This is a genomic window from Crocosphaera sp., from assembly GCF_030064895.1.
Lineage (GTDB): Bacteria > Cyanobacteriota > Cyanobacteriia > Cyanobacteriales > Microcystaceae > Crocosphaera.
Genome location: NZ_JASJEB010000121.1, coordinates 1 through 23,118 on the forward strand (window position 1 = coordinate 1; position 23,118 = coordinate 23,118).

General features: G+C 34.9%; 21 protein-coding genes and 1 pseudogene. 13 read left to right on the plus strand and 9 right to left on the minus strand.

The window, feature by feature from the left end; genetic code table 11:
* Positions 1-177 precede the first annotated feature (177 nt).
* Together QNJ66_RS22680 and QNJ66_RS22685 are read left to right on the plus strand one after the other, a co-directional pair.
* Positions 178-456, plus strand: coding sequence for an HdeA/HdeB family chaperone (locus QNJ66_RS22680; protein ID WP_300510914.1), 279 nt, complete (start codon positions 178-180; stop codon positions 454-456).
* A 72-nt stretch (positions 457-528) separates the two neighbouring features.
* A complete protein-coding gene (locus tag QNJ66_RS22685) occupies positions 529-1,179 on the plus strand; it encodes a hypothetical protein (RefSeq protein WP_300510915.1) in 651 nt (216 codons plus the stop codon).
* 37 nt (positions 1,180-1,216) lie between these two features.
* Here QNJ66_RS22685 and QNJ66_RS22690 read toward each other — a convergent pair whose 3' ends face one another.
* Entirely contained in the window at positions 1,217-1,357 is a 141-nt protein-coding gene (locus QNJ66_RS22690; RefSeq protein WP_366146312.1) for a hypothetical protein, read from the minus strand.
* 229 nt (positions 1,358-1,586) lie between these two features.
* On the opposite strand from QNJ66_RS22690, the gene bioB reads away from it, so the two are divergent.
* The 4 genes from bioB (at position 1,587) to QNJ66_RS22710 (ending at position 5,122) form a co-directional block, all read left to right on the plus strand.
* Positions 1,587-2,693 (plus strand): biotin synthase BioB, encoded by a 1,107-nt coding sequence (gene bioB, locus QNJ66_RS22695; RefSeq protein WP_300510916.1) that lies wholly within the window; start codon positions 1,587-1,589, stop codon positions 2,691-2,693.
* Positions 2,656-3,300, plus strand: a complete 645-nt coding sequence (locus tag QNJ66_RS22700) for a biotin transporter BioY (RefSeq protein WP_300510917.1) — start codon at positions 2,656-2,658, stop codon at positions 3,298-3,300. Before bioB ends, QNJ66_RS22700 begins: the two co-directional genes overlap by 38 nt.
* An 8-nt stretch (positions 3,301-3,308) precedes the next feature.
* Complete coding sequence (gene lspA, locus QNJ66_RS22705; RefSeq protein WP_300510918.1) at positions 3,309-3,773, plus strand: signal peptidase II; 465 nt, start codon at positions 3,309-3,311, stop codon at positions 3,771-3,773.
* A 215-nt stretch (positions 3,774-3,988) separates the two neighbouring features.
* A complete protein-coding gene (locus QNJ66_RS22710) occupies positions 3,989-5,122 on the plus strand; it encodes a hypothetical protein (RefSeq protein WP_300510919.1) in 1,134 nt (377 codons plus the stop codon).
* 501 nt (positions 5,123-5,623) lie between these two features.
* Here QNJ66_RS22710 and QNJ66_RS22715 read toward each other — a convergent pair.
* The 4 genes from QNJ66_RS22715 to QNJ66_RS22730 form a co-directional block, all read right to left on the minus strand.
* On the minus strand, positions 5,624-6,109 hold the full coding sequence (locus QNJ66_RS22715) for an MEKHLA domain-containing protein (protein WP_300510920.1): 486 nt from the start codon (positions 6,107-6,109) through the stop codon (positions 5,624-5,626).
* Positions 6,110-6,228: 119 nt separating this feature from the next.
* Positions 6,229-8,106 (minus strand): phosphodiester glycosidase family protein, encoded by a 1,878-nt coding sequence (locus tag QNJ66_RS22720; RefSeq protein ID WP_300510921.1) that lies wholly within the window; start codon positions 8,104-8,106, stop codon positions 6,229-6,231.
* Positions 8,107-8,171: 65 nt separating this feature from the next.
* Positions 8,172-9,155 carry a protein-methionine-sulfoxide reductase catalytic subunit MsrP gene (gene msrP, locus QNJ66_RS22725; RefSeq protein ID WP_300510922.1) on the minus strand — a complete coding sequence of 328 codons (984 nt, stop codon included), beginning with the start codon at positions 9,153-9,155 and terminating at the stop codon, positions 8,172-8,174.
* Positions 9,156-9,265: 110 nt separating this feature from the next.
* Entirely contained in the window at positions 9,266-10,645 is a 1,380-nt protein-coding gene (locus tag QNJ66_RS22730) for an anthranilate synthase component I (RefSeq protein WP_300510923.1), read from the minus strand.
* A 526-nt stretch (positions 10,646-11,171) separates the two neighbouring features.
* Between QNJ66_RS22730 and QNJ66_RS22735 the strand changes: the two genes are divergently transcribed.
* From QNJ66_RS22735 to QNJ66_RS22765, 7 genes are all read left to right on the plus strand, one after another.
* Entirely contained in the window at positions 11,172-11,540 is a 369-nt protein-coding gene (locus tag QNJ66_RS22735) for a ferredoxin-thioredoxin reductase catalytic domain-containing protein (RefSeq protein WP_300510924.1), read from the plus strand.
* Between the two features lie 8 nt (positions 11,541-11,548).
* The gene (locus tag QNJ66_RS22740; protein WP_300510925.1) at positions 11,549-11,941 is read left to right on the plus strand and encodes a DUF309 domain-containing protein; all 393 of its coding nucleotides are present in this window, start codon (positions 11,549-11,551) and stop codon (positions 11,939-11,941) included.
* 497 nt (positions 11,942-12,438) lie between these two features.
* A complete protein-coding gene (locus QNJ66_RS22745) occupies positions 12,439-13,449 on the plus strand; it encodes a glycosyltransferase family 2 protein (protein ID WP_300510926.1) in 1,011 nt (336 codons plus the stop codon).
* Between the two features lie 535 nt (positions 13,450-13,984).
* Positions 13,985-15,103 carry a hypothetical protein gene (locus QNJ66_RS22750; RefSeq protein WP_300510927.1) on the plus strand — a complete coding sequence of 373 codons (1,119 nt, stop codon included), beginning with the start codon at positions 13,985-13,987 and terminating at the stop codon, positions 15,101-15,103.
* Positions 15,100-16,233 (plus strand): helix-turn-helix transcriptional regulator, encoded by a 1,134-nt coding sequence (locus QNJ66_RS22755; protein WP_300510928.1) that lies wholly within the window; start codon positions 15,100-15,102, stop codon positions 16,231-16,233. Before QNJ66_RS22750 ends, QNJ66_RS22755 begins: the two co-directional genes overlap by 4 nt.
* A gap of 40 nt (positions 16,234-16,273) precedes the next feature.
* Positions 16,274-17,389, plus strand: coding sequence for a hypothetical protein (locus tag QNJ66_RS22760; protein ID WP_300510929.1), 1,116 nt, complete (start codon positions 16,274-16,276; stop codon positions 17,387-17,389).
* Positions 17,390-17,464: 75 nt separating this feature from the next.
* Positions 17,465-18,478 carry an ABC transporter substrate-binding protein gene (locus QNJ66_RS22765; RefSeq protein WP_300510955.1) on the plus strand — a complete coding sequence of 338 codons (1,014 nt, stop codon included), beginning with the start codon at positions 17,465-17,467 and terminating at the stop codon, positions 18,476-18,478.
* Positions 18,479-18,707: 229 nt separating this feature from the next.
* Here QNJ66_RS22765 and purB read toward each other — a convergent pair whose 3' ends face one another.
* From purB to QNJ66_RS22785, 4 genes and pseudogenes are all read right to left on the minus strand, one after another.
* Positions 18,708-20,003 carry an adenylosuccinate lyase gene (gene purB / locus QNJ66_RS22770; protein ID WP_300510956.1) on the minus strand — a complete coding sequence of 432 codons (1,296 nt, stop codon included), beginning with the start codon at positions 20,001-20,003 and terminating at the stop codon, positions 18,708-18,710.
* 263 nt (positions 20,004-20,266) lie between these two features.
* Positions 20,267-21,448, minus strand: a pseudogene (locus tag QNJ66_RS22775) (transposase); the annotation flags it as partial.
* A 256-nt stretch (positions 21,449-21,704) separates the two neighbouring features.
* Complete coding sequence (locus QNJ66_RS22780; RefSeq protein WP_300510930.1) at positions 21,705-22,577, minus strand: MBL fold metallo-hydrolase; 873 nt, start codon at positions 22,575-22,577, stop codon at positions 21,705-21,707.
* Positions 22,578-22,612: 35 nt separating this feature from the next.
* The gene (locus QNJ66_RS22785) at positions 22,613-22,858 is read right to left on the minus strand and encodes a hypothetical protein (RefSeq protein ID WP_300510957.1); all 246 of its coding nucleotides are present in this window, start codon (positions 22,856-22,858) and stop codon (positions 22,613-22,615) included.
* Positions 22,859-23,118 lie beyond the last annotated feature (260 nt).

The window sequence follows — 23,118 nt, forward strand, 5'->3', positions numbered from 1 at the left end:
AGTTACTAGCCAAATTTCTGACCTGGCTTCCCCACTATTAATTTTCCTCCATTCTTAAAAACTAATAAACTTCTCATAGGTTTATTAGGGATGATTTTTTAAAAAAGTCTTTTCATTTTCTTTTTACAAACAGTCTCTGAGGGAATTATTCCTATGAACAAGAGAAAAATCTCAATCATGTTACTCTTTACGTTGTTCGGTTTTGGTGTCTCTACGACACCAGTTAGAGCGGAAAAAATGTTTGATATTACAAGCATTACTTGCAAAGATTTGCTACTCATGGAAGGAGACCAAAGAGATTCTACTTTAGTCTTCTTTCATGGGGTAATGCTAGGAAGAAATAATACAACCATGTTAGATAGTGAAAAGATTAGTAGTCAAACGGATAGAGTGTTAGAAAGGTGTATTGCTAAACCCGAAAGTCAATTGATGTCTGTTTTTGAGGAAACTCGTTAATTATTAATTACATTGAGAGTCGCTTTATCCCGACTCTCCCCTATTCTAACTTCCCAACTTTAATTAAAGATCATGACTATGCAAAGCGAAGAAAACACACCCTCTAATTTAGTTAAACTTATCCGTACCACTTTTATCGGTGGATTTTTAGTTGTTCTTCCTGCTTATTTAGCTATTTTAGCTTTCAATAAAACAGTAAAAGGACTATTGGGATTAGTTGTTGTCTTACTAAAACCCATTAGCAATTTATTAGGAATTGATAATAATTCGATTGCCGTTCCTGTTTCTTTATTTCTTTTTATTTTAATTTGTTTTATTGCAGGACTTATCTTAAAAACCCGTTATTCTATTATTGTCAAAAAAACCGTTGAACCCATTTTAAAAAAGATTCCAGGTTACTTATTAATTCGCAGTTTAACCAATCGGGTTGCTAAACTAGAAAAATCAGAAACGTTAGGGGCCGCATTTGTCTCTATCGGGGAAACTTATCAAGCTTTATCTCCAGCATTTTTAATTGAAAAACATGATAACGGAATGCACACCGTTTTTGTTCCGACTGTACCCACACCGACGGTTGGTAACATATATGTCGTTCCCGATAATAGAGTATTTCCTGTTGACGTTCCCTTATTAGATATGGTTAAATTTATTTCAAAATGGGGTGAAGCTTCCCCTAAGTTAAATGAAGCTATTAAACAGATTAATACAGGGGTTAATTCTTAATTATTAGCTTCAAGTTTAATCATTTTTATTGTTTTCATTATCCCTTAGTCCTACAACAAGGTAAGTCAGGAATAGTAACAGTATAACCTCCTTCTTCTTCTGGATAGAGTGAAATGGGATATTTTAGAGAAAAATAGTATTCTAAAGATTGACGTTGTGGTTGTTGATTAGTGGTCATTGTCTCTCGCTTCTAATTGTATTTAATGAGAAAATTTTTTTGATGATAGCACTAAGCATTATGCTGAGAAGGTTAAAGAGATTCCTCGTACCTCACCAATGACAGCGATATATCCAAACAATGTCCTAACTAATTTTTGTACTGCTATAGTTTAAAGATTTCTTGCTATTAAGCTTAGGAAAAACCTTGTAATGATACAATTCATAAGACTTTATCAGGTAAGACTATCGTGGTTCAATTATCCCCCTCACCTCCTCAAACTCAGTCTCTACCCAGAGAAACCAACGCTTTAAAACACTGGTTAGATACTCTATCCCAACGTATTATCAACGGCCATCGCCTCAACAAAACCGAAGCCTTAACCCTCACCGAAATAGAAGGCCAAGACAACATCTTATTACTCTGTGAAGCAGCCGATCGCATTCGTCAAGCTTGTTGTGGTAACGTGGTGGATCTCTGTAGCATTATCAATGTAAAATCCGGCAACTGTTCCGAAAATTGTCAATTTTGCTCCCAGTCTGTCCACCATCAAGGAGAAAATAGCCCCATTTATGGCTTAAAATCTTCTGAAGAAATTCTCGCCCAGGCAAAAGCAGCCGAAGCAGCCGGGGCCAAACGCTTCTGTTTAGTCAGTCAAGGCCGAGGACCTAAGTATAATAGTCCCCAATCAGGAGAATTTGAGAAAATATTAGAAACAGTTAGACAAATCACCACCGAAACCAATATTAAGCCCTGTTGCGCCTTGGGAGAAGTTACCTTAGAACAGGCACAGGAATTAAAAAAAGCTGGTGTCACCCGTTATAATCATAATTTAGAAGCCTCAGAAAACTTTTATTCAGACATAGTTTCTACCCATTCCTGGGATGATCGCGTCGAAACCGTTAAAAACATCAAAAAAGCAGGAATACAAGCCTGTGCAGGCGGAATTATGGGCATGGGAGAGACGTGGGAAGATAGGGTGGATCTTGCTATCTCCTTACAAGAATTAGAAGTAGATTCCGTCCCCATTAACCTCCTCAACCCCAGAGAAGGAACCCCATTAGGACATTTACCAAAATTAGATGTTTTTCAAGCTCTAAAAGCCATCGCTATTTTCCGTTTCATTCTCCCCGAACAAATTTTAAGATACGCTGGCGGACGAGAAGCCGTTATGGGCGAATTACAAGGTTTAGGGTTAAAATCAGGAATCAATGCTATGCTGATCGGACATTATTTGACCACTTTGGGACAACCCCCAGAAAAAGATCACGCTATGCTAGAATCTTTAGGACTGCAAGGGGGTGAAGCTCCAATTCCTGGTGAATATCAAACGCAAACGCAGAAACAAGCTCACTAATACTAAAAAATCCTCATCAACGGTGTCTTTTGCCAATGAACTGCTTTGGGCCATAATCGGTTTATTACTAACCATATTCAGCACCTTTGTTGAAGCTTTCGTTACCAATACGCCCTGGACTTGGGCCCAAGAAGGGGTCAATAGTTTACCCCTTGGGGTCACTTTTCAAGTGGGTGCTGTCCTTTTAACGGGCTGTATGGGCGGCAAAAATGCCGGTTTGTTGTCTCAAGTAGCCTACATTTTCTTGGGTTTATTTTGGTACCCTATTTTTGCTCAAGGAGGTGGCCTACAATACTGGCAACAACCGAGTTTTGGTTATATTTTAGGGTTTATGCCTGGGGCTTGGTTGTGTGGTAGGTTAGCGTTTCGCAGGAGAACAAGATTAGAATTATTAGCTCTTAGTGCTATGGCTGGTTTACTAATTATTCATGTTTGTGGCTTAATTTATTTACTAGGACTCTGGTTTTTAATCCCTTCTCAATTACCTTCTAATAATCTTGTTGAGTTGATTATGGGTTATTCTGTGGAACCGATTCCTGGACAATTAGTTGTGGTTTGTACTGTGGCTGTTGTTGCTTTTATTTTGCGTTATATTCTCTTTTATTAATTATATTCGTGAAAAAAAATCGTTGGTTTTGGATAGTCGCTTTAGTCGGGTTTGTGTTGGATCAATTAACTAAATATTGGGTGCTTCAAACCTTTCCTAATATTGGTGATACCATACCATTATGGTTGGGTGTTTTTCATTTTACTTATGTCATTAATACAGGAGCGGCCTTTAGTTTTTTTGAAGGTGGGGCGAAATGGTTACGCTGGCTTTCTTTAGGGGTAAGTTTAGGGTTAATGGCTTTGGCTTGGTGGGGAGAAAAAATGAAAGTCACAGAACAATTAGGCTATGGTTTTGTTTTAGCTGGTGCATTAGGCAATGGATTAGATCGCTTTTTGTTTGGTTATGTGGTTGATTTTTTAGATTTTCGTTTGATTAATTTTCCTGTGTTTAATTTAGCGGATGTTTTTATCAATATTGGTATTATATTTCTGTTAATTGCTAGTTTTGCCTCTCAACCTTCTAAACGTTGATCTTAGTTTTTACTGATATCTTGCACCAGTAAGCTGTTAAGCATCTAAATTACTATTTATATAAATACATAAATAATTTAGTTAATTTGATATTTTTCTCTGATATATAATATTATTGGTTTATAAAAAAGAATATATAGCGGGTTTTATGGTATAATTATTCTTATAATGTTTGTTAGTTTATATTTTTATTTTGATTATAATTTGTTAGATTAATGGGACAAAAACCTGAAAAACCAGCTCTTCCGCTTATATATTTTAAGGACAAAATTATATTGCCTTTTAATCAAGAAACTTTTAATGATTTTATAGTTTCTTTGCTTGGAAAGCCTCAAAATATTACTAGAAAATTGATAGGTTCTTACATAGTTGATTCATCTTTTATTAAGTATATTGATCAATATCTTGATCATATTATTAATGAATTTAATACTTCTTCTTTAATTGAATTTAGCGCAATAGTTAGTTTTAATGATGATTCATCAATTTCATTTAATAGTATTGATGAACTTTTAGAATTTAATCAATATAAATCTTTGTTATGTACTTCTATAGCATTAAATTGGATTTATTTAGTAAATTTTCCAAAGGCTCAAAATAGTCGTAAACAACAAATAAATATATCAATGATAACTAATAGTCAATCTTCTTCTCCTAGTCAAATTAGTTATTCTATTGAGTACACTTCACAGCAATGGGGTATTTTTATTGGGACAAAAGTTAATGAAATGTTAGAAACCTTGATTAATAAGGAAAACAAGAAAATTATATTTTATAATTTAAGAGAATCTTTGACTGGTTTAGGTAAGTCATTTTTACAAACACCTGAGAATATTTTCTATCTACTATTTATAGGACTGTTTGTCTTTGTAAGTTTATTTCAGATTTTGTTTCTTAATAGTAAGAGATTGTTATTTTCAGATTATTTTGATAAATACTTTGAAAGTGAATTAAAGTTTTTAACATCAGAAAAATTAAATACTTTGTTAAAAGACATGGATATTAATGATAAATTGGATTTATTAATAGGATTGCATAACTCTCAAATTAATGAAATATTAGTTGCTGGAAAGGAAAGAGTTTTTTTTATTAGTCTTCAAATTTTTATATTTTCAATACTAATTATCTCTTTTCTTGCCTTTATTTTTAGTATTTTACAAATAATTAAATTACCAAATTATGGCTTTATTTTATTAACTGATAAATCTGTAGATGATAAAGATAAGTATTTTTTAACTAGAGATAGAGGTTTTAAAAAGTGGAGCTTAACTGCATTTATTAGTATTATAATGGGTATTTTTAGTGGAATAATTGGTAATTATATTTATACATATTTAATAAACTTATAAAATATTTTTTATTGCATCCGCGTGATTATTCTGTTATCTGCCTACTTGCAGTTTTTTATGGTTCTAAGTATTTTTTATTGTTCTTTACATTGTTTTATACCAATTTCAAAAAGTCTGGCTACACATTCGGTGTAGAGTTCAACGGCCCTTGACCCCTACAAAATAAACATCTGTAGTCTAAGTTAATGAAAATGGTATAACACTGAACTGAGGTTACTTTTATCGAAGGTGCAAGATATGAGTTTAACCCAAATAGCATCCTTATTTAAAACCATGTATTATATTTGTATTTTTAATCAATATATTTTGGGCAAATTTTTGAAAAAACAGTAATCTTTGATACAAACTGCCAGAGAAACTGTTCAAGTACCCCACAGAATTATTAGGAATAATTTTTAATAGCTAACGAGACAATGGGACTTACAGACCATACTACTTTTTTATGTTATAATGATAATTAGTCAGGTATTATGCCCTAACTGTATCTAGATAAGCAGTAAATTAAGGCAGAAAATAGAAGTCTGAATAAACAGCAGCTTGGCCTTGATACTTTTGTACGTCATCGAAAACATTCCAAACAATACCGTTATTAATTTTAAAGCGTTTACCCGTATTAGTGATGCGGATAGTGGAGAAATGAGAATAGCCTTTTTCTGTTGTTTCTTTGAGCAAACGATTTCGTTCTTGTTGTTCTATAGCTTCTGCCGTTTTTCGAGAAGGAGTTTGGATAAATTCATTCCAAGTTAATTCCCAGATATCCAAAGCTTTTTGGTTGCCATAATTAAAAATAGGATCAGGTTGAGTCCCATGAGAAGCAACGATAAAATCAGCTTCAAAGAGTTGTTTAGATACTTCTCTAGGATCATTTATAACATTATTTATACCAAAATGTTCAAATAAAGAACAACCCAACCAATGCTCAAAACTACTGACAATTAATTGAGTTCTTAGGATAACCTTTTCTTGTTGCCAAGGAGAAGAAGACATAAGCTGTTAAGCATCTAAATTACTATTTAATACCAAGTAAGATGGGCAAAATTGAAAAAATTGATAATAATTTGCCCACCCTACAGTTAATTAGAAAAATCATCAATCATCATCAAAACTTAAGGATTAACAAAAACTCCAATGCCATTGTGAACCCTTGCTGCTGTAACAGGAGAGCGATCAATCAACTGTCCCCCCAAAACTAAGCCAGTAGAACTGCCTCCATCCAAGTTAAGAGCATCCGTCGCGCCTAGACTTTGCATAATTTGAGCCATTTCATCGAGACTTGCGCCACTGCCCCCAACACGGGTATGAACCGCTACTAACATAATTGTACCGCGCTTGCTCACACCGATCGCACTACGAGAAGCTTTTTGTTTTTGGAACCCTTTACTAAACTGTTCACTAACAGCATTTAAAACAATTCTGCCATTACTAATTAATAACGGTCCGGCTCCTAAAATATGAGATAACTGATTAAATTCAGTAGGGATAGTATTGCTTTGTAACCTTAGGGGTGTCCCAGGAGAAAGCAAACTAGAAGCAACAGCATTTTTGCGAACCGTTAATAGATAGCCATTAGTCGGGATAGGATAAGACCTACTTTTTGCTTTTCCTGCTTTTTGTTGATAAGTAACTTGATTATTTTCCACAAAAATAATAGTTTCATTATCACTAAGAGGAGTATAACTTTGACCCCACTCAGAAGTATAACGAGACACTCCAGCTTGAATATAGCCACTATTTAAAAAAGCAATAGTAATGTTATTTCCTGTTGCCGTAGTAATAGTTTCTCTTAGTGCCAAACGGTTCATGTAAACTTGACCTTTATCGTTCCAACCAATGGCACCACGACCCAAAATAGGACTAGATAACCAACTATTATCTTGACGAATAGCTCCCAGAGGAAGTTGATTGTTGCGGTTAAAAAAGCCACCATTAATAGCAGCAGCAGCTTGCCATTTTCGAGTAGTTGTAACTAAAGGTGCTGTTCCTGTTTGTCCATTAACATTAGTGGTAATAGGTTTAAGAGAAATACGCGGTGATCTTTGGTCAATTTCTAACCAGTTTACCGGAAAAGTTGCTGTTTTTCTCCCACTATTAATAGTCACTAATTGTTGTCGCCAAATAATCCCTGGAGTCCAAACAATTTCTTTAGGAACCATCCCATCAGCACGGACATCAATAACAATACGATTGGGGTTAGATAAACTAAAAACATTTAGCCCATGTGCCGTAGGTAAATTAACATGAACCTTAGTTAAATTACCCGTATCTTCCAAAGAGAATAAAGAAGAATCCTTTGGTTGAGAAATAGGACTACCCAAATCATCTTCATCGGTATCTATTGAAGGTTTCGGAGTAGAAGAACCATCATAATTAGATAATTTGCTAGGAGAAGCTTTACCCGAAACCATTACTACACCATGACCCTTTGCCTGACTAATTTGCCAAACCGTAGGACGGTCAACCTCCATAACAATACGTTTTCCCCAGGTTTGATTACCTTGACGAATGTTATTAATTTGTGCTAGAGGAAAGTTTAATTCTAAGGTATTATTTTTAACTTGAAGCTGTCCACCAGCCAACTGAATTAATTCCGTGATATCGAGGTAGCGATAAGGAGCAATAAAGCGAGCTAAAATAGGTAAAGGTTGATTAGAATTTGTCCCAAACCAACGAACTGGCTGTAAACTAGGATCATCGGTACTTAGTAACTCTAACCCAAGTAAATTCATTGCCCCAATATCACTGATTCCGATGCGAGTTTTATCCCCTTGTTGCCATTGAGTCCAAGGAATTTTATAGGTTTTTCCATTGAGGATAATTGCTTGTCCTTGCTGGATAGAATTAGATGCTTCAACCGGTGCAATGGTTGGTGAGATATTGAGGTTAACCGTTTCTTCAGCTTGTGGATTACCCAAAGCAAGATAGACCAATAAGGTAGTGGTTAAGGAAATGGAAAAAAGACTTAAAGGATACCAGGGAAGTTTCATCTTATATAAAAGTTTAACTACTATGACAAATAACTATAAAACAAATTAGTCACATCTGTATTCTGTTAACTATATAGATTAGCTACATATTCTCCGTAACCATTGTAGGGTAATGTCTCTTTTATTTCCCAAGATAAACCAGGCCCAATACTAATAAATTTTTCCGTTGCTTGTGACCATCGGGGGTGAGGTTTAGCCGGGTTAACATTGGCTTCAAAATCGTATTCGTTGGGGTCAATAGTGTTCCAATAAGTTGCTGGTTGTTCTTTTAAAAATTCAATTTTGACAATTGATTTTGCTCCTTTAAATCCGTATTTCCAAGGAACAACCATACGTATCGGTGCGCCGTGTTGTTTAGGTAAATCATGTCCATAAATTCCCACAGCAAAAAATGCTAACTCATTAGCCATTTCTTCGATTCTTAAACCTTCTTTATAAGGCCAAGGCAAAGCTCCTAAATGTAAACTGGGTCCCGTGGTAATTTCTTTGTCATAAAAGGAGGTGAAACGTACGTATTTTGCCTCGCTCTTTGGTTCCACTGCTGCCATTAATGCTTTCATAGGAAACCCAACCCAAGGTAATACCATTGACCAAGCTTCAACACAGCGAAAACGATATATTCTTTCTTCTAAAGGGAACGTCTTTTTTAAGTCATCAATATCGTAGGTTTTGGGATTTTTAACTAATCCTGTAACTTCAACTTTCCAGTTTTCTGTAGGTAAGTTTTGGGCGTTTAACCAAATCTTTTTGGTTCCTCCAAATTCATAAAAATTGTTATATTGTCCCGCTAAAATTTCTTTAGTCATGGGGCGATCGACTTTACTAAATTCAGGGGCGGTTTTAAGCCCTGGAATTTTAGGCTTTTCTAATGTTGCTTCTAATGCGGTCTGAGAAGCTGATTTTTGACACCCTGACAGGGGAATTAAACTGCCAGCGATGCTTGCCCCGATTATTCCTTTTAAGAGACGACGACGGTTAAAATAAACGTTCTCAGGGGTGATTTTATTTTCAGAAATATCCCAAGAAGGAGGAATGCGAATTAAAGACATGATTGTAAAAAAATAGATTCAGAAAAAAACAAAAATTTTAAGCAGAAAAAAACAAGACTAAATTAGTCGTATCATAACACAGTCATCAACGGATAATGAATAATTATCCATTATAAATTCAAAGCTTTTAACTGTGCCTTTGCTTTTTGTAGAGATTCAAACCATTCTTTTTCGGGATCACTATCAGCAACAATGCCGGCACCAACTTGTCCCCAAACACTAGATAAATCAGGAGATAGTGGGGTATATAATAAGGTACGAATTAGTATATTTAAGTCTAAATTGCCCCGATAGTCTAAATAACCACAAGAACCGTAGAATAAATTACGTTTAACAGGTTCTAACTGTTCAATAATTTCTAAACATCTTACTTTGGGACATCCTGTAATTGTTCCCCCAGGAAATAAAGCTTTAATAAGGTCAATTGATGTTTTTTCTTGACGTAATTTTCCTTTAATATTACTGACTAAATGAATGACATGACTATATCTTTCGACGGTTAATAATTCGTCAACTTCTACGGAACCCCATTGACAAACTTTTCCCAGATCGTTGCGCTCTAAATCAACTAACATAATATGTTCTGCCCTTTCTTTAATATCAGAAGAAAGTTCCATTAACATCGCTGTTTCTTGTTGGAAATTTTTCCCACGGGGACGGGTTCCAGCAATGGGACGAGTTTGGGCAATATTATCATTTAAATTAACTAATCTTTCAGGTGAAGAACTTATAATATCTCCCCAAGGCGATCGCCAATAACTAGCAAACGGAGAAGGGTTAATCTGTTGTAACTTTTTATATAATTGCCAACTTTTTAATGACGTGGTAGTTTGAAATCTTAAAGAGAGATTCGCTTGGAAAATATCTCCTGATTGAATATATTTTTTTGCCTTACAAACTGCCTTTTCATACTCTGATTGAGCCGTGTAAAAAGATAAGTGAGAGGGAGAATTTTTGAGGTGATAGGGAAAGGTATAAGATTTTGTTTCTAATTTAGATTGTAAATGATCTAACCCTTCTAAAGTGTGACTCGCTAACCATAGTTTTTGTTCAAGATGATCTAAAATAGCGAAAGAGTTAGGTTCGTACCAATAAGCAATAGGAAAAGGAAGAGTATCCTTATTATAATTGGGTAAAGATTCGATTTCCCAAGCTAAATCATAGCCTAACCATCCTAACCATCCTCCCGCGAAAGGTAGATGATCAGGGCTTGAAATAATGTCGTTTTTTTGTCTTAATAATTGTTGTAAAAATGGCAAAATAGTGCCTAATTTTGGAGTCCATAATTGAGGCTTTCCGTTAATAATACGGGGTTCCCCTGCACAGATAGAATAACGGGATAAATAAGGATAGTCAGAAGGGGTAGGAAAGGGACTTTCTAATAAAGTTGCAATGGTTGCATCAGACGCGTATAATCTATCAAAAACCTCTGAAGCAGTTAACTTTTTTAGGGGAAGCGATCGCCAGTGCCAAGATAATAAATGAGTCATACTTAAGGATAACTAAGTTGTTCGGTGACTTTCCTTGTTAATATCTATTATAAACTTATAAGCTACTCTATTTCTCTGACGGAAAAATCTTTTGATACAAGAAAATTATCAATGATTAAAGAACTAGGGTGAAACAAAATTTTTATGTTTCAGTTTCTGCTCATATCATTGTGTATACTGAATTTTATCTGTTAATATTTGACTTTCTTCCTTGCTCAAAGAAAAAATAATTTTAGCAATAAAGTCAATGACTTGAGTATTAATTAAATTCGTGGGTTGACTCATAGTTCAGGAAATATTTACAAATTTAGCAATTACAGTATTTTTCTTATGTATATATTAAACATTAAAAATTAAAAACTCCCCACACTCCCCCAACCGAAATATTAATACACTCAATTGAAAACTGCTATATCTATCTCTAGTCTAGCGTAGGTTTACTCCTCTCCTATGTTCGCAAATGACAAACAATATGTCACAATATTAATTCAACCGTAATAATTTAACGATCTATCCTCAATCATCTATGACTACCACCAACACTGATAAGACTCAAAGTGATAAAGTACTAGAAGCAATGAAAAATTTTGCTGAACAGTACGCAAAACGAACAGATACATACTTTTGTAGCGAACCCTCTGTAACAGCAGTGGTGATTGAAGGACTTGCTAAACATAAAGAAGAATTAGGGGCCCCACTCTGTCCCTGTCGTCATTATGAGGATAAAGAAGCAGAGGTTAAGAATACTTATTGGAACTGTCCTTGTGTCCCCATGCGAGAACGCAAAGAATGTCATTGTATGTTATTTATTACCTCAGATAATGACTTTGCTGGGGAAGAACAAGAAATTGACTTAGAGTATATTAAAGAAGTTCGAGAAAATATGTCAGCCTAAATAAAATCATGATATCAGAGGCATTTTTGCAAGGTATTGAGCAATTTAATCAACAAGACTTTTATGCTTGTCATGATACCCTAGAAGCGATCTGGATCGACTCTGCCGAGTTAGATAAACGTTTTTATCAAGGTATTTTACAAGTAGCAGTTGGCTGTTATCATCTCACGAACCATAATTGGCGTGGTGCGGTTATCTTATTAGGAGAAGGGGTGAGAAGACTCCGTGACTATCAACCTGAATATGAGACAGTTAATGTTTCTCAATTGTTAGAAGAAAGTCAAACTTTATTGAAATATCTTCAACAAAGTGACCCTAATAATGTAGCCGAGATTGCCCAAACTTTGCAAGAATCTTCTGATAATTCTCCCTGTCAGTTTCCTTATATTATTAGATTGTAAGCAAGGCCATTTCATTTATCATTTAACATTTATCATTTATCATTCGTTTGGAAGTAGGCTTGAAACCTCTCCCAAACTTCTTTCTCCCTAAAGGGAGAGGCTTGAAACCACAATGAAAGATGTGCGGAATGCACTGCCGCTTTCCACCTCGAATTCAATTCGAGGTGGGTCGGCAGTTTAATGTTCAATGTTCAATGTTTGGTCATATTTTCATAGCAATATTAAAAAGTATTAAAATGGTTTTTTCAGTTATAAATTTTGTTTTGAAATAATTATTTCACCTCAAATAAAAATAATTTATCAGTCAATTAATAGTAATTATTTAATTAGTATCATAACTCTGTTTTTGTTATTTAATCTTCTTTTGAAACTTAAAGCTTATTTGTTTCGTCTTTATATATTGTTGTTTATTTTTTCATTTAGTTGCACAAAGAATTCTAATTTTTCTTCTTTATGTAACAATGAACTGTAAACTTTCTCTTGGGTCTCAAAAGTCTATGAAAAATGCTGCTCAAAATCCCAAATACAGCTTAATCATTCCCATTTACAACGAAGAAGAAACAATACCTGAACTTTACCACCGCATAAGCAAGGTAATGAATCGTCTTGACGGTTTGGTTGAATTAATTCTGGTTAATGATGGCAGTCAAGATAGATCCCTCAAATTGATTCGAGAACTACATCAAAGCGATTCGCGAGTATCTTATCTTAGTTTAGCCCGTAATTTTGGACACCAGACAGCCGTAACAGCCGGACTTAACTTTGCCAGGGGTCAAGCAGTGATTATTCTTGATGCTGACTTACAAGATCCACCCGAGTTAATCCCTGAGATGGTTGATAAGTGGAGACAGGGTTATGAAGTAGTCTATGCGCAACGTCTCAAACGTAAGCAAGAAGGATGGTTTAAACGCTTTAGTGCCTATTTATTCTACCGTCTTCTGAAACGATTAGCCGATGTCAATATTCCGGCAGATACGGGAGATTTTTGTTTAATGGATCGGCGTGTTGTCAATGTCCTTAATGCCATGCCAGAAAATAATCGCTATATTAGGGGTTTGAGAGCTTGGATTGGTTTTCGGCAAACTGCCGTTAAATTTGAGCGCGATCCTCGCTTTGCTGGAGAAGTTAAATATACTTTCCGTAAATCCTTTTCCCTCGCTTTAAATAGTTTGATTGCCTTTTCGAGAGTACCTTTAAGGTTATCAACCTATTTAGGACTACTTTCTGCTGCGGCAGCATTACTAATGGCTTTATTGGTACTTTATTGGCGTTTATACCAACAAAATTCCCCCATTACAGGGTTGGCTACCATTATGATTGCCATTTTCTTTTTAGGCTCAGTTCAGCTTGTCTGTCTTGGTATCTTAGGGGAATATATTGGACGCATCTATGAAGAGGTAAAAGGTAGACCTTTGTATACAGTAGCGGAAATTGGAGGCTTTAAGGATTCCACAATCTATCATAGAACTCCTCAACAAAGTCTTATTTCTGATGTTAGACAACATTAATTATGATTGACACAAGTTATTTCTTCTCAGTCATTAATTTTCTTAGTGCTAATATTTCTCTGACTTTAATCTCGATATCAGGAAATTATAATAGAGATACTGTTTCATTTTCTGGCAAAACCATCTCGCTTTCATAACCCTAATCTGTCCCATTTCTAAAAAGGTGCAAGCAACGATTATTCATATCTAATACAAATAAAATAACTTTTTCTGGATTTCCAATTATGTCAAGGTACTTTCTGAGTGTAAAGCTTGAGTTTCTTTGAGAAAATTTTTAAAGTTTGCAACTAATTCTTGTCGCTATTTATTTTTAGGAATAATAATAATTTCTATTTCTTCTCCTTCTTTGAAGTGCAAATCATCCAGAACTAAATTGGATGTCCTCTCTAACTTAATCAATTTTTGATAACTTTTCATTTTTTTGCTTCTGCTCTTTTTGAAGCTTATTCTAGCCTAACATACCCTCTAATACTGTAGAATAATAATTCAATAACAATTAGGAGATTTTTCTCAAAAATTTACTAAGGGGGTTTTTTTGGTCACTGCATCTTCTACTGACTCATCTAGGCTTGTTTTTTTTGTTCCTGGTATTATGGGATCAAGTTTATTTCTCAATCGCAAGACAGCTTTTGGAACAAGTCAAACAGAACAAATATGGGGTAATGATTTTCAAGAAAATGTACGTCTATTTCATCTACATCCTGAATATCTTAATCCCATAAATCCCCATGATATTCAAGCCGGTGAAGTTATTCGCTATTTCAACAATATAAGATTTCCTCAACGTTTGTTAAGTCTTATTCCTGTTCCTGTTAATAGAGTTATTGTGTATCAATCTTTAATGGATTTTTGTACTCAAGAAACAGGCTTAAATTTAACTGAAGGAACAAACTTTTTTCCATTTGCTTATAATTGGTTAGCGGATAATCGAGAAACGGCTGATCAACTAGCAGCTTATATTAGAGAAAAAGATAAAGATAAAAATTGTCGATTTTGTTTTGTTGGTCATAGTATGGGTGGTATTATTATTCGTTTAATGCTATTAAATAACGATGATATTGCTGAAAAAACGGATTTATTTTTTCAGATTGCTAGTCCCATTCAAGGATCTGCAAAAGCCTATTTTGGTATTAGACGTTATCCTCAACTTGATCCTATTTTTGATAGAGTATGGCGGTGGTTTCAACGAGCGGAAACGATGGGAGCTTTACAAAGAGCTATTGAACGATGTTATTCTTTGTATCAATTGCTTCCTGCTCCTGAAATAATCACACTTTATGATGAAGGTGGAACAGGATATTCTCCCCTAGATAAAAGGCTTTGGAATCCGGATCTTCATCAATATATTAATGCTGCCATTGATGTTCATAAACAATTAGCTCAATCCGCCAAGCTTGATATTAATATAAAATGCGTTTATTCCAATCAAAAACCGACGATTATTCACTATATTATTCGTCCAGATAATTTTGATATCATAAGACCAATTCCTCCTTCTATTTTAGGAGATAACACAGTAACCGTTGCTAGTGCGATCGCTTATTCTCAAGAAGATACACGAATCTTGATAAACACTCCTCCTGGAGATCATATGGGGATCTGTCAGAATCAGCAAGTGTATAATGAATTAACAAACGCATGGAATTCATTATGATAAAAGCAAATCATTTAACTAACTCAATATATCCCACCATACTTCTAACCTATCAGCCTCCTGTTCCCATACCTGGGGAGAAGTTAACCATTGATTTAAACAGAGATGGGGAATTTTCATCTGATCATCAGTTAATTGTTGAACTTGTTGCTGAGACAGGAAAAAGATTGATTACGTTGGATATCAATTCTTCTGACGATGTTGCTACTTTAGAAATTCCCAACAATTTTAAGGAAGGGACTTATATTTTACAAGTGATTGATAACAACGTTGTTTTAGATAGCACTGAGATCGATATTTTTGAAGATAAGAATTATGCTGAAAAAACCAATAGTTTTGTAGAAGAATTAAATCTTGAAATACAAATCAAAGAAAAGGTTGAAAAAGAATATTATCAACAAGCTTTTAAGTTACAAGAAAAGGTAAAAGAACATTATAAGCATAATCCTAAACTTGCTGCTAAGTCTTGGGAACAGTTCGCAGAGGTTTTGTATGATAAAGAAGAAATAAAGTTGTCAAAAAAAGCTTTAGAGAAAGCTTTAGAAATTTATGAGGGAATCAAAGATTTAGATAATAAAGAAGAAATTATTGATAGAATTAATGAGAAAATTGAAATTGTAAAACACAAACTGTTGCAAAATAGGCTCCCACTGTTAAGAAAACAAAAAGACTATTCTCAACAGGAATTAGCAGATAAAGTTGGAGTAGCGATTGAAACTATCCAAGAGTGGGAACAAGGTAAGCTTTTGGAGGAACTAAGAGAATTTATCGAACTTTCAGAAGTTTTAAATTGTAAGATTAATCAGTTGATATGTGTGAAGCTTAACTATGAAAATACCAGTTATGTCAAGCAAATATTGGATGACCGTCAAATTGAACCAAATATTAGAGAATTGAGAAAGAAAAAACACCTAAATAAACGTCAATTAGCAGCAATAGTTGGAGTAACACCTGCAATAATTCAAGAATGGGAACAAGGAAGCAAGTTAGATAACTTAGTTAAATATCTTAAACTGGTTCACGTATTAGATTGTGATGTTGATTATTTAATAGGAAAGGGAGAAGATCGATCTCCAATAAAAAATCCTATCGATAATTCGACACTAATAGGGAATTCGTATATACTTTAGTAAAGTTTCCAGATTTATCATTAATTAAGTATGCACTTTCATGACCACTCTTAGGATTTTAGTTGATGTCGACTTACTGGTCAACTCTCCAGACAAGCTTTGCGAACTTTTGGTTTTAATCGAAGCTCGTCGAGAGCTAAAAGTAGACGTAATAGTCATTGAAGAAACATTACAACGTGTTTGTAAATCTAAAAAGATTGACAACCATATAGAATGGTTATCCAATCATCAATTAAGTAATAAGATAGGAGTTTCTTCTCGTCATAATATCCCAGACAAGGAATCATTTTCTACTAATTTAGAAATAGCTGCTAACTATCTCGAAGATTTTGAATATCAACTTCAAATAGCTCATGCTTTGAGTCAGAAGATAGATTTTTTTATTACCGATAGAACAACCAATTTTGGAAAGTTTAAACTTTACGTAAAGGGAGTAAAAGTTGAATCAGTAGATGGTTTTAAAAAATTATTAGAATTACCGACAGAAGATATTCCACCAGTAAATGAAAAACCTGCAAATACTGAATCAGAAGAGATTAGGACACAATTGCAACGGAATATTTTAGGAGAACATCAAACGCAGAAACCCTCCTCAAAATCAGATTTTAAAAACTCCTTATATACTAAAATAATCCCCAAAACATGGTTTAAATCTAACTTAATTTTTTATATTATATTAGGAATAATTGTTGCTATTATCATAGTATTTATTATTCCACTTATGATTGATTTAGTAACTTTTAAAAATTATTGTCCCCGAAATAATAATGATGCCTTTATTAGTTGTGGAGAAAAAACATTCATTCAAGAACAACAAGGAAACCAAAATATAAATATACAAGAAAATGCGGTTGAGCATTTTAAAAGCTCTGAATATGAAAATGCAGTAGATGATTTTGAATTACTTTTCACGAGGACGAAATCTCCTGAAACTTTAATTTATCTAAATAATACGCTGCTAGAAGCTAAGAAAAAAACAGCTAATACCATTGCTATAGCAGCACCAATGAGTAAAAGAACAGGATCAGCAATTGATGATGAAAGAGATTTAGCCAAGGAAATTCTTAGAGGAGTCGCTCATGCTCAAACATTAGTCAATTATTGCTTTTTTTCTGAGGACTTTAATGATTTTGATTTTGTTCGGGATTCATTTTGAGATTCATTTCGAGATTCATTTCAAGCTGACAATCAATTATGTCAAAACATTCGCCAAAACGAGAGGGGATTAAGAATTATTATAGCTGATGATGCTAATGATAATGAACAACACGTTAACAATTTAGCTGATGAATTAAATAAACTAAAAAATCAATCAGTTTTAGCTGTTATGGGACACTATGCCAGTGATTTAACAAGTGAAGTTATTCAAAAATACAGTGATAATGAGTTAGTTTTAATCTCTTTTGGTAGTACCAGTGAAAATAAAGAAAAGAGATTTTTAAACCGTGATGATTACTTTTTTAGAACCGTACCTGGTGTAACTTATCATGTAGATAAATTAATTAAATATATCGAGAAAGAAGGTTATAAAAATCCAGCAATTTTTTATAATGAAAGTAGTGATTTTTCTAAATCTGTTTACAATAAGTTTATTGAAAAATTTAAAGATAAGATTGGAAACATCAATCCAGAATTAGTATTCAAAGGTGATAATGAAAATAATAACTCTTTCGCAGGAAAAAATTTTAATTCTGAAAATGAAGTTAACAACGCTGAAGATGCAGACGTTCTAATTCTATTTCCAGATGGGCAAACAAGTCAAAGTATGTATAATGCAATTGAGATCATGAAAGCAAATCAAGGAAGGAAACCCATTATAGGAACATGGACTCTCCGTAATAATCGCTTTCTCGAAGCAGCAAAAGATAATCCAGAGTGGGTGATAGAGGAGAAATTAGTTGTTTATTCGCCCTACTTTTTTGATAATAATGATAATAAACAATATGTTGAACAAGCTAATGCTTTATGGGGAGATGCAAGTAGTCCCAGAACAGCACTATCTTATGATGCTGCTTGGGTGTTAATTAACGCATTTCTTAAGACAAACAACCTTAATCGACAGACTCTACAAGAAACTTTAAATAACATGGAAACAGTTCAAGGTGGTGCAACTGGAGATATTACTTTTGATGACAACGGTAATCGTAATAATTTACCAGGATTATTATTAGAAGTAAAAGCAAATACAAACAATAAAGAAACTGGTTTAAAATTTGTGCCTCTCTCTGAAAATGGTAGTCCGTAGAGGTCGCAGGTTAACGAAGTCAGAAGTCAGAAGTTCCTCGCTGCGCTCCGGCTCTAGCGAACAGAAGTCAGAAGTTGTTTTTGAGACCATGATTTAAGCCTCGCCTTAAAAACGTTTCGCTTTAAAAAGCCAGGTTTTAAACCCTATTATCTCGATAACTCTGTTATCTAAAATTAATAACAAACGTGAGGGCTTAATAATATTAAGCCCCTACAAAGGCTAAAATTTATCAAATTCCTAACCGTTGATAAATGGTATCTAAATTCTGTAAATGATGTTGAGGATCGAAACAATTTTTTATGTCTTCAGCCCCAAGATATTGACTCACCTCGGCATCTTTGCTAATTAAATCATGGAAATCACCATCCTCTTTATTCCAAGCTTCGTGGGCGCATTTCTGTACCACTTTGTAAGCATCTTCTCGAATCATTCCCTTCTCTACTAAAGCGAGTAATACCCGTTGACTAAAAATTACTCCACCATAAACATTCATATTGCGTTTCATGTTGTCAGGATAGACCAATAAATTCTTGACCAAATTAGTCACTTCTTTCAACATAAAATGGGTCAAAATACAGGTATCCGGTAACATCACCCGTTCAACAGAACTATGAGAAATGTCTCTTTCATGCCATAAAGCTACATTTTCCAAAGCAGCAACCGTATAACCCCTAATAATACGAGCAATACCCGTTAACCGTTCCGAACGAATAGGGTTACGTTTGTGAGGCATAGCAGAAGACCCTTTTTGTCCTTTAGAAAAGTATTCTTCTACCTCTAAAACATCCGTGCGTTGTAAGTTACGAATTTCTACAGCAAACCGTTCCACAGAAGCAGCTAATAAAGCCAATTGTTGCACAAACTCTGCATGGAGATCGCGGGATATAACTTGAGTGGAAGCGGTATCTGGTTTTAGTCCCAAATATTGACAAGATAAGGCTTCTACTCTGGGGTCAACATTAGCATAAGTTCCCACTGCCCCCGATATTTTACCGACACTAATGGTACTGCGTAGCTTAACTAATCTTTCTCTATTGCGCAACACTTCTGCCAACCACCCGGCCAACTTAAACCCGAAAGTAATCGGTTCAGCGTGGATACCATGCGATCGCCCCACCATGACAGTATTACGATGTTGTTGCGCTTGATAACGTAGGGCTTGGATCAAATCTTCGAGACGTTCTAATATCAGGTTTAAACTAGCCACCAATTGCAAAGCCAAAGCGGTATCAAGAACATCAGAACTTGTTAACCCTAAATGGATGTAACGGCCAGCGTCCCCTACATATTCATTAACATTTGTCAGAAATGCAATGACATCGTGACGCACTTCTGCTTCAATTTCTAGGACTCGTTGCGGGTCAAAATTAGCTTTTTCTTTAATTTCTGCAACTGCTTCAACTGGGATGTAACCTAATTCTGCTTGGGCTTCACAAACTGCAATTTCTACTTGTAGCCAAGTTTTCAGCTTATAGCTATCTGTCCACAATTGGCCCATTTCTGGCAAGGTATAACGTTCAATCACTGCCATTTATAACTGATACAACAAGATATCGTATCACATTCAGGTTTTTTCCTTAGTTCATGATGAACCCTTGAGGACTGGGGATAGATAAGTTGCAATATCCGTTTACGACTTATCTCCAGCAACTGAGACGCTTTGGTAATATTGACACTCTCCCGAATCCGCTACGCTAAATTCGGGAGATTCTTCTCTCACAGGCTCTGATCTAGCCAATTAGAAATTGACCCCGATAGAACGCCTCCAGAAGCTTCTTGATGCAGTCACTCATGGGGGAAACCCTCAAGACCGCGCTGCATCGCATTTTCATTCACGGGCTGCCCGACCGCTACTAATCCTCGATTTCTTATTACTTGACTCGCCGCCACATCACGATTTGTTTTATACCCACAATTAGGACAATGATGAATTCTATCTGATAGATTCTTTTTGCCTGTTTGGGTATTACAATTAGGACAAATTTGCGATGTATAATCTTTATCTACTTTTAAAAAATAGACATCTCTTTTCCAACAAACATAAGCCAAGATGTTGAAAAACTGACCAAAGCCAGCCTCTAAAGTATGCTTGCCAAAAAGTCCTTTAGCCCATGCTTTGAAATTGATATCCTCAACGAATATCATGCCAGCTTGGTCACACAAATAATGAGCCAGTTTAAAATGCCAGTCTTTCCTAGTATCGTGGATTTTTTGATAAACTCTAGCTATTTTAGATTGAAGTTTCTGCCAGTTATTAGACCCCTTTTTCTTGTTTTTTAACCTTCTTTGCAGTGATTTCAACTGGCCATGAAGCTGATTAAAAAACCGAGGTCTTTTGACTAATTCTCCCTCGCTAGTAGCTAGATAGGAATCAAGTCCAATATCTACACCTAACGGATATCCCTGTATAGAAGTTTCAGGAATATTGACAGCTAACTGATAAATTAACTGAACAAAATAACCCGACGCTCTTTTAACTACTCTAATTTGTTTTAACAGAAAACTATCAGGAATAGGTCGAGACATTCTCATATTAACCTTTCCAATCTTGGGGAGTTTAACCCAACCATCTCCTACCCATTTTTGCTTAACCGATGGGTAGAGAAAACTTCTCATTTTCTTTTTAAAGCGTGGAAAACCGAAGCCTCTTTCCCACATATTCACAAATGCAGCCTCTAAAGTTCTTAAAGTTTGCTGCAAGACTTGGGAATGAGGTTCCGTTAATTCAGGATAGATTTTCTTAGCTTCTGTTAAAGATTTACACTGAGAGTTATAAGTAGGTCTAGAGGTATTTGGATTGATTATATATTCAGAATGAATTGAACAAGCATTGATAGGTGATTTCCTACTATTAACCCAATTTTTCCTTTCTCGAAGTGCATAGTTGTAGACCTTTCTGCACGTCTCAAGATACATCTCAATCTTTTGGACTTGAGACTTTCGGGGCTTGAGTTTGTAGTCGTAGGTCATGGTTATCATGGCACTATTATAACACACTTAATAATAATAATAACGGTTATTAAGAAATATTCACGGGCAATAAATTACCCGTGTTGCGCTACATCTCCCACTTGAAAGATGGGAGCTTTGCGCTGCCCGCGTTTTTCCGTAACTGTTTCCATAGTATATAAATATGCTTTAAAACGTTTTTAAGTACCACAAAAGTAACAAAAATATTGATAGTTAGTCAAAGTTGTCTGTTTTCATTCACTCAAGAATGTTAACTTTATTGTGATTCCATCCACTGAATACAGTTTGTCATTTGTTCTTTCATCGTTTCCCTATCATTGTGATAACGACGGCCATGACCTGGTAATACCCATTCAAAGGAATAATCAGCTAACATTTTCATGGAACTGATTTGTTTTTCCCAATCATACCAACAGAAACGATGGAAAGCGTAAAGATGATTTAAGTAGGGTGACCAAGCTAAATGATCTCCAGTAAATAAATAGGTTTTCTTGTACAAAAGAACGGTATGACCTTTGCTATGGCCAGGAACAGGAATAATCAGTAAATCGGGAGTCAAACTAATAGTTTGCTCTCCTGATAATTGAATTTCGACCCCTTGGGTTTTTTCCGTTATATCATCCTTATGTAGTATTCTTTCACAACCGAAATGATTAGCAAATTTTTCATGATCTGCTATATCGTCCTTATGGGTCAAATATAAGTATTTAATGCCTCCTTTTGCTTCTAACTGTTTCACTAATGGAGGAGAAAAGCGAGGAGAATCAATTAAAATATTGCCATCTTCCCGTTGGATAAAATAACTGGCGGCTGCAAAAGATTTTTCTGAATGATAACCACAATGATAAACATTATCTGCAATAGGTAACGGAAATCTTTGGTGAATTTCTTTGATATTACTGGGTTTTTCTACCGTTCCAATAGAAGCAGTAGGACAAGACAATAAAGCTTCATAAGCTTCTACAATTTCTCTTGTTTCTGTAGGTTGATGATAGACGGCAGATTGATTTCCAGCTTTATGAAACACGGCAGGGGACATCCAACGACAAGTATCACAGTCGATACAACTACTATCTACATAAAAGTTACCTGAAATATTTTCAGACCTACGTTTTTCTAAATTAGCCATAATGATTTTTTCTGATTTTATAATTGTGAGTTTATTTAAGGATTAGAATCGAGTCTTTGAGAAATCTTATTAATTCCCCAACTAAGAATAGCCCCTAAAAAGAGAATACCAATGGCAGGATTAAATAAAGGTTGCCAAAGTTTATACCAAAGGTCAAAACCCAGGGGAACACCAACATAACGACCAATAACTGCGACTATGAACCAGAAAAACCCCAGAAAGACTAAAAATACATCCGCCACCAGTAAACGGTTCAACCAAGTTAAAATTGTCTCTTTCATTATCTTCTGCATGAGATTTGATGGAGTACAAGTAGTCTGCTTTTGTGTTTTCCTAGTCATTTCATTTATCATTTAACATTTATCATTTATCATTCGTTTGGAAGTAGGCTTGAAACCTCTCTCAAACTTCTTTCTCCCTAAAGGAAGAGGCTTGAAACCAAAATGAAAGATGAAAGATGTTCAATGTTGAATGTTTGGTCACTGAGCAAGGTGCTACCTATTCCCATTAGACCATTTTAGCTTTCTCAGTCCAATCACGA